The sequence below is a fragment of the Geodermatophilus sp. SYSU D01176 genome (assembly GCF_054050015.1).
Genome location: NZ_JBJGYN010000043.1, coordinates 1 through 12,506, shown reverse-complemented (window position 1 = coordinate 12,506; position 12,506 = coordinate 1). Strand labels below are relative to the sequence as shown.

At 74.9% G+C, this 12,506-nt stretch carries 10 protein-coding genes; 1 reads left to right on the top strand and 9 read right to left on the bottom strand.

Translation table 11 applies throughout. The features are described 5' to 3' along the window. Positions 1–16 precede the first annotated feature (16 nt). Positions 17–1,447 (top strand): hypothetical protein, encoded by a 1,431-nt coding sequence (locus ACI78Z_RS19310; protein WP_457038163.1) that lies wholly within the window; start codon positions 17–19, stop codon positions 1,445–1,447. A gap of 151 nt (positions 1,448–1,598) precedes the next feature. Here ACI78Z_RS19310 and ACI78Z_RS19305 read toward each other — a convergent pair whose 3' ends face one another. The 9 genes from ACI78Z_RS19305 to ACI78Z_RS19265 all read right to left on the bottom strand — a co-directional run bounded on the left by ACI78Z_RS19305 (position 1,599) and on the right by ACI78Z_RS19265 (position 12,227). Then, on the bottom strand, positions 1,599–3,137 hold the full coding sequence (locus ACI78Z_RS19305; protein ID WP_457038162.1) for a DEAD/DEAH box helicase: 1,539 nt from the start codon (positions 3,135–3,137) through the stop codon (positions 1,599–1,601). A 213-nt stretch (positions 3,138–3,350) separates the two neighbouring features. Continuing rightward, a complete protein-coding gene (locus ACI78Z_RS19300; protein WP_457038161.1) occupies positions 3,351–4,427 on the bottom strand; it encodes an adenosine deaminase in 1,077 nt (358 codons plus the stop codon). A gap of 80 nt (positions 4,428–4,507) precedes the next feature. After that, a complete protein-coding gene (locus ACI78Z_RS19295; protein WP_457038160.1) occupies positions 4,508–5,329 on the bottom strand; it encodes an ABC transporter permease in 822 nt (273 codons plus the stop codon). A gap of 67 nt (positions 5,330–5,396) precedes the next feature. Further along, positions 5,397–6,215: an ABC transporter ATP-binding protein gene (locus ACI78Z_RS19290; protein WP_457038159.1), complete on the bottom strand. Its 819-nt coding sequence runs from the start codon at positions 6,213–6,215 to the stop codon at positions 5,397–5,399. A gap of 259 nt (positions 6,216–6,474) precedes the next feature. Next, positions 6,475–7,755: a thymidine phosphorylase gene (locus ACI78Z_RS19285; protein ID WP_457038158.1), complete on the bottom strand. Its 1,281-nt coding sequence runs from the start codon at positions 7,753–7,755 to the stop codon at positions 6,475–6,477. Further along, on the bottom strand, positions 7,752–8,177 hold the full coding sequence (locus ACI78Z_RS19280; protein ID WP_457038157.1) for a cytidine deaminase: 426 nt from the start codon (positions 8,175–8,177) through the stop codon (positions 7,752–7,754). Before ACI78Z_RS19280 ends, ACI78Z_RS19285 begins: the two co-directional genes overlap by 4 nt. Further along, a complete protein-coding gene (locus ACI78Z_RS19275; RefSeq protein WP_457038156.1) occupies positions 8,177–9,454 on the bottom strand; it encodes an ABC transporter permease in 1,278 nt (425 codons plus the stop codon). The genes ACI78Z_RS19280 and ACI78Z_RS19275 overlap by 1 nt, the downstream gene beginning before the upstream one ends. Beyond that, positions 9,451–10,662 (bottom strand): ABC transporter permease, encoded by a 1,212-nt coding sequence (locus ACI78Z_RS19270; RefSeq protein WP_457038155.1) that lies wholly within the window; start codon positions 10,660–10,662, stop codon positions 9,451–9,453. Before ACI78Z_RS19270 ends, ACI78Z_RS19275 begins: the two co-directional genes overlap by 4 nt. After that, a complete protein-coding gene (locus ACI78Z_RS19265; RefSeq protein ID WP_457038154.1) occupies positions 10,659–12,227 on the bottom strand; it encodes an ABC transporter ATP-binding protein in 1,569 nt (522 codons plus the stop codon). The genes ACI78Z_RS19270 and ACI78Z_RS19265 overlap by 4 nt, the downstream gene beginning before the upstream one ends. Between the last annotated feature and the right edge of the window lie 279 nt (positions 12,228–12,506).

The following is a 12,506-nucleotide window of genomic DNA, read 5'->3' as shown; positions in this document are numbered from 1 at the left end:
CGGGCAGGATGGGCGCGTGGCTCGGCCCAGCATCGTCCCCATCGCCCTCACCGTCGACGACCGCACCGGTTTCACCCTGTGGGCCCCGCCGTGGGAGGAGAACGGCGAGGAGTGGCAGGCCTTCCTCGGCACCTCCGAGGGCGACCGTGCCCGCGTCCACCTCTTCCCGACCCCCGCGGCGCTGGCCTCCTTCTGCCGCACCCGCACCGACCACGACCTCGCCGACCACCCGGTCTGGCCGGTCGTGCTCGGGCTGGGCGCGGCGGACCTGACGCCCGACGACGACCACCGCTACGACCTCGACGGCGTCTACGACATCGCCGCCGAGAACCCCGACCGCTGGGCGGTCGAGGAGCTGGCCGCGACCATCGACATCGTCACCCGGCTGGCCGAGTGCCTCGACACCAGCGAGGACACCGGCGCGGACGAGGACGTCGACGACGAGCTGACCGACACCGACCGGGACGTCGACGACGACATCGAGCTGGAGCGCCGTCCGGGCGGCGACGTGGCACGCGGCGGGGAGTTCGGCGCGCTGGCCGAGCTGGTCTCCCGGCCGGAGATCGGGTCGCTCGGGCTGGGCGTCGAGGCGTTCCTCGGCCGCTCGGGCGAGGACGCCTGGGTGGGCGTCGGCGGGGCGCTCGACGAGCTCTGGGAGGACGTCCTCGAGGAGCTGGGCGCCCACCTGGACTGGACCGGGGGCGGCACGGTCGCCGTCGAGGAGTACCCCTCGGCCGCCGAGGAGGACGAGTTCGACGACGAGGACGACCTCGAGGACGCCGCCCCTGCGGCGCGCGCGGCCGGCGGCGCCACCGCGGCCTCGGCTGCCGCGGCCGGCGTGAGCACCATCGCCCGTCCCGGCCGGATCTCCGCCTCGGCGACGGAGGTCGCCGAGGCGGCGGAGTTCTGGGAGGCCGTCGGCATCCTGCCGGTGGAGGTCGTCGTGCCGGAGGGGTCCGGCGTGACGCTGCGCTGCTACGTCGAGGACCGGGCCCGGTTCCTCGGCCGGGACGGCGAGGTCTTCCTCTTCGACTCCCCCGCGGACCTCACCCGCTTCTGCCGCGGCACGGAGTCCCACGACCTCACCGAGATCGCCTCCTGGCCGGAGGTGGCCGACACCGACACCCCGCCGCTGCCGTCGGACCAGGACCGCTACGACCTCACCGAGCTGACCGCGGTGCTCGGCGAGGTGGCCGGCGGGGCGGCCGGGCTGGTCGACCACCGCGTCCTCGCCCAGCAGGTCGAGGGCGTCCGCGACATCGCCGAGTACGCCGGCCTGGCCCGCGTCGACGAGCTGCTGCGCCCGGACGCGCCCCTCGGCCGGGCGGTCGCCCGCAGCGAGCGGGTGCCGGACACGCCGCTGCCCCCGGAGGACGCCGCCGCGGTGCGCCCGGCCTGGGACGAGGTCGTCGGCGAGGTCAGCCGGGCGCTGGTCTTCCGCGACTGAAGAAGGACCACCCCCCCACGTCTCGCACGCTCAGGCGGAGGGACCCTGAAGGGTGGCGGCCGTCGGACAGCCCGAAACGGCAGCGGCCGGCCCCGGGGAACCGGGACCGGCCGCTGCCGTGTGGGTGGCCCTCCTGCTGGAGGGCCCTCGCTCAGTCCGCCGACCGCTCGGGCCGCCGGCCCTGACCGCGGTACGGGCTGGACCGACGGTCCCCGCGCTCGCCGTAGGACCGCTCGCCGCCGTAGGGCCGGTCGCCGGTCCCGCGAGAACGCTCGCCGTACGGCCGGTCACCGAACGCCGGCCGGTCGCCGTCCCGGCGCGGACGCTCCCCGTGGGGACGACGCGGCCGGTCACCGTCGCGGCGCGGCCGCTCGCCGTCCCGGCGCGGACGCCGGCCACCGGGGCCACCGGAGGGACGCCGGGACTCGCGCACCGGGCGCTCCACCGGCTCGACGTGCACGCCGCTGGCGACGAGCTCGGCGATCGGGGCGTCGCCCGGACGGACCCGGGAGACCTGCGGCTCCACCTTGGCCTGGCGGAACCGGCGCTTGGCCTGGCCCACCTGGTCGGGCAGCAGCAGCGAGACCACCACACCGCCGGCGCCGGCACGGGCGGTGCGGCCCGAGCGGTGCAGGTAGGTCTTGTGGTCCGCCGGCGGGTCGTAGTGCAGCACCAGCGAGACGTCGTCGACGTGGATGCCGCGGGCGGCGACGTCGGTGGCGACCAGCACCGGGCTGCGGGCGTCGGTGAACGCCTCCAGCGCCCGGCGGCGGGCACCCTGCGGCAGCCCGCCGTGGATCGCCTCGGCCTTGATGCCGGCGGCCTGCAGGTTGCCGGCCAGCCGGTCGGCGCCGAGCTGGGTGCGCACGAAGACGATCGTGCGGCCCGGCCGGGCGGCCAGCTGCTCGGTCACCGGGACCTTGTCGCGGAAGGCGACGCTGTAGGCGAGGTGCTCGGCGGGCGGGGCGTCGTCCCCGGCGCGCTTGACCTCGTGCCGGGCCGGGTCCTTCAGGTAGCGGCGGACCAGGGTGTCGACCTCGCCGTCCAGCGTGGCCGAGAACAGCAGCCGCTGGGCGTCGGGGCGGGTCTGGTCGAGCAGCTCCTGCACGACCGGCAGGAAGCCGAGGTCGGACATGAAGTCGGCCTCGTCGATGACGGTGACCTCGACCTCGTCGAGGGTGACCTCGCCCTGGCCGATGAGGTCCTGCAGCCGGCCGGGGGTGGCGATGACGGCGTCCACGCCGCGGCGCAGCTGCTGGATCTGCCGGTACATCGAGGCACCGCCGTAGACGGTGGTCAGCTGGACGCCGATGGACTGGCCCAGCGGCGACAGGTTGTCGTACACCTGCTGCGCCAGCTCGCGGGTCGGCACGAGGACCAGCGCGCGCGGGGCACGCGGGCCCCGCCGGGCGGTCTCGCCCATGCGAGCGAGCAGCGGCAGGCCGAAGGCCAGGGTCTTGCCCGAGCCGGTGGCGGCCTTGCCCAGCACGTCGCGCCCGCTGAGGGCGTCGGGCAGGGCGGAGGCCTGGATGGCGAAGGGGTGCCGGATGCCGCGCCGCTCGAGCGCGGTCACCAGCTGCTGGGGCAGGCCCAGCTGGGCGAAGGTCGGGCCAGTCGGCTCGGCGGGGACCTCGACCTCGGGGGTGTTCTCAGAGACGTTCTGGACGTCGACAGTGTCGAACGTGGTCATACGGGTGTGGGACTCCGATGCTTCTCGGCGCGCGTCCCGTGGTGGTGGGCGGACACCGTGGACCGGCGTCCTCACTGGCGATCACGACGTCAGGAGACGCTGCGGATCTGCACGGATGCGCTCATGCCCGGACGGACCGTCCGGAGAGGATGACCGGCGACTGCCGGTACACCTACCGTAGCAGCGCCGGGCACCGGGGCATTCCGCCAGTGATCAGGCTCGCAGCGCCGCGTACCCCGGGCGGACGACGTCGGCCAGCAGCCGGGCACGCTCGTCGTCGGGCAGGAACGCGGCGGCCACCGCCCGCTCGGTCACCCGCTGGACGTCGTCCCAGCCCCAGCCGAACGTGGTCGCGACGTCGGTCAGCTCGCTGGTGACCGAGACGCCGCTCATCAGCCGGTTGTCGGTGTTGACGGTGACCGCGAAGCCCCGCCGGTGCAGCCGGTCGACCGGGTGACCGGCCAGCGACGGGTAGGCGCCGGTCTGCACGTTGGACGACGGCGCGACCTCCAGCGGCACCTGCTGGTCGAGCACCCGCTGCGCGACCGGCCCCAGCGTGCCGTCCTCGGCCACCTCGTCGGCGATGCGCACCCCGTGCCCGAGCCGCTCGGCCCGGGCGCCGTCGAGGGCGGCGAGGATGCTGTCGATGCCGGCCGCCTCGCCGGCGTGCACCGTGCGGTGCGCGCCCGCGCGGTCCAGCAGCGCGATGGCCGACGGGTGCCGGTCGGGCGGGAAGCCGAGCTCCGGCCCGGCCAGGTCGAAGCCGACCACCCCGGCGTCCCGGTGGCGGACCACCAGGCCGGCGACCTCGTCCCACCGGTCGTTCTGCCGCATGGCGCACAGCAGCGTGCCGACCGTGATCGGCGTGCCCTGCGCGGCGGCCTCGGCGCTGCCCTTGGCGAAGCCGTCGAGGATGGCCTCGACCGCCTCCTCGATCGGCGTGCCGCCGTCGCTGAGCAGCTCCGGTGCCATGCGGACCTCGGCGTACACGACGCCGTCGGCGGCCAGGTCGAGGGCGCACTCGCGGGCGACCCGGGTGACCGCCTCGGGACGCTGCATCACCGCGACCGTGTGCGCGAAGGTCTCCAGGTAGCGCACCAGCGAGCCCGAGTCGGCGGCCTCCCGGAACCAGCGGCCCAGGCCCTCGGGGTCGTCGGCCGGGAGGTTCCGGTAGCCGGCCTCGTCGGCGAGCTCGAGCACCGTCCGCGGCCGCAGCCCGCCGTCCAGGTGGTCGTGCAGCAGGACCTTGGGGGCGCGGCGGATCGAGTCGGCGTTCAGCGGTGCGGGCACGGCCTCATCTTCGTGGTCCGCCCGTGCGCCCCCGTCCCGGGGTGCCGACTGATCCGGCGCTTTCCGCGGAAAACGCCGGATCAGTCGGTGCCGCGGTCCTGCCAGCGGAAGGTCAGGGCGCACAGCACCAGGCCGGCCACGCACCAGAGGCCGAGCACCAGCGCGACGGTGCCGAGCTCCCACGACCCGGCCGGCTCGCGAGCGGCCAGCGCGTCGGGGAGGAACACCGAGCGCAGGCCCTGCGCCAGCCACTTCACCGGGAACACCGCGGCGACGTCCTGCAGCCAGCCGGGCACCTGGTCGAAGGGCAGGAAGACCCCGGAGACGAACTCCAGCACCAGCGCGATGGGGGTGACCGTCGCCGACGCCGACCGGCCGTTGCGCGCCAGGCTCGAGACGACGATGCCCAGCAGCGTGCACGCGGCGGCGCCCAGCACCGACACCCAGGCGAAGGTCAGCCAGTCGGTGCCCGAGGGCAGGTCGATGCCGTACACCAGGACGCCGACGAGCAGCAGCAGCGCGATCGTCGCGACCGCCACCGCGAGCACCTGCACGACCTTCCCGACGAAGTAGGCGCTGGCGGGCATCGGCGTGCCGCGGAGGCTCTTGAGCGTGCCGTCGGAGCGCTCCGCGGCGATGTGGATCGCCATGTTCTGCAGGCTGGCGCCGACGACGCCGGCGGTGATGACCCCGGCCATGAAGTACTGCGGGAAGCCGACGCCGGCGCCGAGGTCGTAGTCGAGCACCGCCCCCAGGCCCAGCAGCAGGATCACCGGGAACACGAGCGTGAAGACGACCGACTCGCGCTGGCGGAAGAACTCCTTGAGCTCGACGCCGGCGCGGGTGAGGAAGACCCGGCCGAGCGGGGCCAGCGCGGTGCGCTCGCGGGCGGCGGTGGTCACGGTGACACCTCCTCGCTCCGCGAGGCCGCTCGCCCCGCTCCTCGCTCGCTGGCGCTCGCTGCGGTGCTCACTCATTGGAGGCCCTGCCGATCATCTTCAGGTAGACGTCCTCGAGCGTGGGCCGGGCCACCGTCAGGTCGGGCACCTCGCCGGGGAAGCGCGCGGCCAGCTCCCGCACGAACGCGGTCGGCGTGGTCGTCTCGGCGGTGCGCCGGACACCGTCCTCGGTCCAGCGGACGACGGCGGGTGCGGTGCCCCGTCCCCCGAGCGCGGCGGGGACGGCGACCTCCGCGAGCTGGCCCCGGGCGAGGACGCCGACCCGGTCGGCCAGCGCCTCGGCCTCGTCGAGGTAGTGCGTGGTGAGCAGCATCGTGGTGCCCAGGTCGCGCAGCGAGCGGATGAGCGCCCAGAACTGCCGGCGCGCCTCGGGGTCGAAGCCGGTGGTCGGCTCGTCCAGGAACAGCAGCCGCGGCCGGCCGACGATGCCCAGCGCCACGTCCAGCCGCCGGCGCTGACCCCCCGAGAGGGTGCGGCCGCGGGCTCCCGCCTTGTCGGTGAGCCCGACCAGCTCCAGCACCTCGTCGGGGTCGCGGGGCTCGGCGTAGTACGACGCCCGGGCCGTCAGCAGCTCCCGCACCGACAGCTGACTGTCCCCCGCGCCGGACTGCAGCACGATGCCCAGCTCGGCCTTCCAGCGCCGTCCGCCCCGGGCCGGGTCGGTGCCCAGCACGCGGACATCGCCGCCGTCCCGCTTGCGGTAGCCCTCCAGCACCTCGACGGTGGTGGTCTTGCCGGCGCCGTTGGGGCCCAGCAGCGCGAAGATCTCCCCGCGCCGGATGTCGAGGTCCAGGCCGTCGACGGCGGTGCGGTCGCCGTAGCGCTTCACCAGGCCGCGGATCGAGATCGCGGCGTCCGGATCGATCGGCTCCCTCCCGGGTCCCGCCCCGGCCCCGTCCCGGGCACCGCCCTGAGCTCGCGAAGGGTGGGGAGGACGGGGTCCTTTCCTGGTGGGGAGGAGGGAGTCCTTCGGCACGAGGACACAGTCTCCCCGGTCGGTGGAGGCCGGTGCGCGGTCCCCCCTCGCGATCATGGCGCGGGAGCCACGTCGAGGGCGTCCGGGGTGGTTCCGGCGCCATGACCGCGGGTCAGGAGGCGGTGATGCGGTCGAGCACCAGGGGCAGCGGCTGCTCACCGGTGTCGACGCCGACCGCGCCCTCCAGCGCCTCCAGCGCCCGCGGGATGCGGTGCGGGTCGTCGGTGTGCAGCTCCAGCAGCGGCTGCCCGGCAACCACCTGCTCCCCCACTCCCGCGGTCCACGTGATGCCCGCGGCCGCGGACACCGGGTCCTCCTTGCGCGCCCGGCCCGCGCCCAGCCGCCAGGCGGCCACCCCGAGGGCGTAGGCGTCCAGGCGGGTCAGCGTGCCCGTGGCCGGGGCGGTCACCACGTGCCGCTCGGCCGGCTGCGGCAGCGGCGCGTCGGGGTTCCCGCCCTGCGCGGTGATCATCCGCCGCCACACGTCCATGGCCCGCCCGTCGCGCAGGGGCTCGGCCGGGTCGACGTCGGCGCGCCCGACGCCGGCCAGCATCTCCCGGGCCAGCGCGAGGGTCAGCTCGACGACGTCGGCCGGGCCGCCGCCGGCGAGCACCTCCACCGACTCGGCCACCTCGACGGCGTTGCCGGCGGCGCGGCCCAGCGGCCGGTCCATCGCGGTCACCAACGCCACGGTGCGCACCCCGGCCGGCTCGCCGAGACCGACCATCGTCCGGGCCAGCTCGACCGACGACGCGACGTCCTTCATGAACGCGCCCGAGCCGGTCTTGACGTCCAGCACCAGCGCGTCGGCGCCCTCGGCGATCTTCTTGCTCATGATCGAGCTGGCGATCAGCGGGATCGACTCGACGGTGCCGGTGACGTCGCGCAGCGCGTAGAGCTTCTTGTCCGCGGGGGCCAGGTCCTGGCCGGCCGCGCAGATGACCGCACCCACCTCGCGCAGCTGCGCCAGGTAGGCCTCCTCGTGGACGTCGGCCCGCCAGCCGGGGATGGACTCCAGCTTGTCCAGCGTGCCGCCGGTGTGACCCAGCCCCCGCCCGGACAGCTGCGGCACCGCCACCCCGCAGGCGGCGACCAGCGGCGCCAGCGGCAGCGTGGTCTTGTCGCCGACCCCGCCGGTGGAGTGCTTGTCGGCGGTCGGCCGGCCGAGGGACGACAGGTCCTTGCGCTCGCCGGAGTCGATCATCGACTGCGTCCAGACGGCGAGCTCCTCGGGCGCCATGCCGCGGAAGAACACCGCCATGAGCAGCGCGCTGACCTGCTCGTCGGGCACCACCCCGCGGGTGTAGGCGTCGATCACCCAGCGGATCTGCTCAGGGCTGAGCTGCCCGCCGTCCCGCTTGGTGCGGATGACGTCGATCGCGTCGAAGGTCACCGCCCGGCCGCCTTGTCCAGGTCGTCGGGTCCGAAGGCGTCGGGCAGCACCTCGCGCATCGGCACGATGCCGAGCGACACCGTCTCGATGAGCATGTCCGGGCCGCCGTGCTCCCACAGCAGCTGCCGGCACCGGCCGCAGGGCATGAGCGGCTGCCCGTCGCCGCCGACACAGGAGACGGCCACCAGGCGGCCGCCCCCGGTGCGGACCAGGTCGCTGACCATCCCGCACTCGGCGCACAGGCCCAGCCCGTAGGAGGCGTTCTCCACGTTGCAGCCGGTCACGACGCGGCCGTCGTCCACCAGCCCGGCGACCCCCACGGGGAACCGCGAGTACGGGGCGTAGGCGTGCGTCATCGCCTCCCGGGCAGCGGTGCGCAGCCCGTCCCAGTCGATCAGGTCACCCCCGCCCGACCCACCCATCAGTGCTCTCCTCGTCGGTAGACCAACCCATCGGCTCTCGGCATCCGCAGGCGTTGGGAGGCCAGCGACAGCACGAGCAGCGTGGTCAGGTGCGGGGTGAAGAAGACGATGCCCTCGGGCAGCCGGTCGACGGTGAGGAAGCCGACCAGCGCGGCGGCGGCGAAGGCGCCGGCGAGCACCGCCTGCAGCGGCTTGCGGCGCACCGCCTGGAGGACCGCGACCCCGGCCAGCAGGACGGCGATGAGCAGCAGCAGCGCCACCACCGCGGTCTGGCTGCGCAGCTGTAGGGCGTCGGCGAAGCCGAACAGGCCCGCGCCGGCCGCCAGGCCGCCGGGGCGCCAGTTGCCGAAGATCAGCGCGGCCAGGCCGATGAAGCCGCGGCCGCCGGTCTGGCCCTCGCGGTAGATGCCGGCGACGAACACGAGGAAGACGCCGCCGAGACCGGCCAGCGCGCCGGAGACGATGACGGCCAGGTACTTCAGCCGGTAGACCGGCACGCCCAGGGAGTCCGCCGCGGCCGGGTTCTCGCCGCAGGAGCGCAGCCGCAGGCCGAACGCGGTGCGCCACAGCAGCAGGTAGGACACCGGGACCAGCAGGACGGCGAGCAGGGTCAGCAGGCCCACGCCGCTGGTCAGCCCGCGCAGCAGGCCGGCCAGGTCGCTGAGCAGGAACCAGTGCCGGCCCTCCAGGTCGCCGAGCAGGTCCGGCCCGGAGGACAGCACCGGCAGCGAGAAGGACGGCGGGTCGCTGGCCAGGGCCGGCGACTGCGTCGGGCCGCCGCCGGTGTCCTCGGTGAACAGCAGCTCGGACAGGAAGCGGACGACGCCGCCGGCGAGGATGTTGATCGCCACACCGGAGACCACGTGGTCGACCCCGAAGGTGACCGTGGCGATCGCGTGCAGCAGGCCCCCGACCGCGCCGAAGACCACGCCGCCGACGACCGCGCCGACCCAGCCCCACTGGTAGCCGGCCCACCCGGCACCCCAGGTGCCGAGGATCATCATCCCCTCGAGACCGATGTTGACCACGCCCGCGCGCTCGGACCACAGCCCACCGAGGGCGGCCAGGCCGATGGGGACGGCGAGCAGCAGCGCCGCCGCGAGAGTCGAGGACGAGGTGAGCTCCTGCTCGCCCGAGATGACCCGGACCAGCGAGAACAGCAGCCAGAGGCCGGCGAGCAGCCACAGCAGCCGCCGGGCCCGGCCGCCGCCGGTGAGCAGGTCGGTCAGGGGGCCGCGGCTGGGCTGCCCGGTGCGGGTCGTCGCCGTGGTGCTCATGCCTGCGCTCCCTGCTGGCCGCCCGGCACGCCGGTGTGGACCCGCTGTCCGCCGTCGGGTGCGGTGGGCGGTGGCGCGCCGTCGTCCGCACCGGTCTGCGGGCTCGGGCCGGCGGACGCGCCGGCCCGCTCGGCCGACCGCAGCGCCAGGCGGCGGGCGATCTCGTTGGCGATGACGACGGCGAGCACGATCGTGCCCTGGATGATCGTCACGACCGAGGACGGGATGTCGGCGAACTGCAGCGGCAGCGCCGCCCGGTCGAGGAAGGCGAACAGCAGCGCGGCCAGCGCGATGCCGATCGGGGTGCTGCGGCCGAGCAGGGCGACGGCGATGCCGAGGAAGCCCAGGCCGGCGGTGAACTCGGTGCCGTAGTCGTACTGCGAGCCGAGCAGGTCGGGCAGGCCGATCAGCCCGGCGATGCCGCCGGAGATGAGCATGGTCTTCACCACCATGCGGCGGGCGTCGACGCCGCTGGCGGTGGCCGCCGAGGGTGACAGGCCGGTGGCCCGCAGGTCGAACCCGAAGCGGGTGCGCTGGAGCAGCACGGCGACGGCGACGCCCACCACGAGCGCGACCAGCAGGAAGCCGTACAGGCCGCTGCGCGGCGCCGCCAGGCCGAGCGCGGTGAGCAGCCCGTTGAGGTCCGGCATCCGGCCGGACTCGGGGATCTCGGTGGTCGTGACGATCGAGGCGCCCGGCGGGCTGCCCCGCAGCGGGCCGGTGAGCAGGAACGACGCCAGGCCCAGCGCGATGAAGTTGAGCATGATCGAGCTGATGACCTCGCTGACACCGCGGGTCACCTTGAGCACCCCGACGATGCCCGCCCAGAGGGCCCCGACGACCATCGCGACGACGATCACGAGCAGCACGTGCAGCGGGCCGGGCAGGACCACGGCCGCCCCGGCCGCCGCGGCCAGGATGGTGGCCATCCGGTACTGGCCCTCGACGCCGATGTTGAACAGGCCCATCCGGAACGCGACCGCCACGGCCAGGCCGGCGAGGAACAGCGGCACCGCGCGGTTGAGGATCACCACGATGGACTGCACCTGCTGCGACGGGCTCTGGCCCAGGTCGGTCATCACCCGGAACGCCTCGACCGGGTCCTGCCCGATGAGGGCGATGACCACGGCGGAGATGACCAGCGCGACGAGGACGGCGAGCACCGGGCCGAGCAGGGGCAGCCCCACCCGGCGGAGGAGCCCGTTCACGCCGCACCCGCCGTCGTCCGCGCGCCGGTCATGTGCCCGCCCAGCTCCTCGGGGGTCACCCGCCGCGGGTCGAGGGTGGCCACCAGCCGACCGCGCAGCATCACGTGCAGTGTGTCGGACAGGCCGATCAGCTCGTCGAGGTCGGCCGAGATGAGCACGATCCCCAGCCCCTCGGCGCGGGCGTCCTTGAGCAGCTCCCAGATCACCGCCTGGGCCCCGACGTCGACACCGCGGGTCGGGTGGGCGGCGACCAGCAGCCGTGGCCGGGCGCTCATCTCCCGCCCGACGATGAGCTTCTGCTGGTTGCCGCCGGAGAGCGCGACAGCGAGGGTGTCCGGCCCGGGGGCGCGCACGTCGTACTCGCGCATGATGCGGGCGGTGTCGGCCCGCGCGCCGCGGCGGTCGATGAACGGGCCCTTCACCGCGGGCGGGCGGGTCTGGTGGCCGAGGATGCGGTTCTCCCACAGCGGCGCGTCCAGCAGCATGCCCTGGCGGTGCCGGTCCTCGGGGATGAAGCCGACGCCGGCCTCCCGCCGGGCGCGGGTGCTCCAGGCGGTGACGTCCTCCCCGCCGAGCAGCACCGAGCCGGCAGCCAGCGGGCGCAGGCCCATGATCGCGTCGACGAGCTCGGCCTGGCCGTTGCCCTCGACGCCCGCGATGCCGACGACCTCACCCTCCCGCACGGTCAGCGTGACGTCCTCCACCACCGGGCGGTCCCCGGCGTCGGTGACCGTCACACCGACCAGCTGCAGCACGGGGGTCGCGCGGACGGTGGACTCGCGGGTCTCCGGGGTGGGCAGCTCGGCGCCGACCATCATCTCGGCCAGCTGCTTGGCCGTCGTCGTCCGCGGGTCGGCGGTGCCGACGGTGGTGCCGCGGCGGATGACGGTGATCGAGTCGGCGACACGGCGCACCTCGTCGAGCTTGTGCGAGATGAAGATGACCGTGAGGCCCTCGCGCTTGAGCTCGGCCAGGTTGGCGAACAGCTCGTCGACCTCCTGCGGCACCAGGACGGCGGTCGGCTCGTCGAGGATCAGCGTCCGGGCGTCGCGGTAGAGCACCTTGGCGATCTCGACCCGCTGCCGGTCGCCGACGCCGAGGTCCTCGACGAGCGCGTCGGGCCGCAAGCCGAGGGCGTAGCGGTCGGAGATCTCGGTGATCCGGCGGCGGGCCTCGGCGACGTCCAGCCGGCCGGCCCTCGTGGGCTCGCTGCCCAGGACGATGTTCTCCAGGACGGTGAAGTTGTCCGCGAGCATGAAGTGCTGGTGCACCATGCCGATGCCGGCCGCGATGGCGTCCGCGGGGCTGCGGAAGTGCACCTCGCGGCCGTCGACCAGGATCTGGCCCTCGTCGGGCCGGTGCTCGCCGTAGAGGGTCTTCATCAGCGTCGACTTGCCGGCGCCGTTCTCGCCCACGATGGCGTGCACCTCGCCGCGGCGGACCCGCAGCTCGATGTCCTTGTTCGCCACCACGCCCGGGAAGCGCTTGGTGATCCCGCGCAGCTCGACGGCGAGGGGGACGTCACCCGCCGCGGAGCCGTCTGGGGGCGAGTTCGCTGGGGCCATGCCGGCATCTCCTCGCTGTGGACCCGCCGGTGGGCGGGAGGTCACTACGGACGGCGCCGGCGTGCGGGATCAGCCGCTCCACCAGCGCCTCGGCGGCCCGGGGGCCGTGGGTATGGTGCCGCACCCGCGGGGCCCCGTCCGAGCCCGGGGCGCGCCCGAGCACCGGGGGGGGGGGGGGGGGGGGGGGGGGGGGGGGGGGGGGGGGGGGGGGGGGGGGGGGGGGGGGGGGGGGGCGGGGGGGGGTGTTTTTTGTTAGAGCGTTTTTTAGTTGGTGGGTGT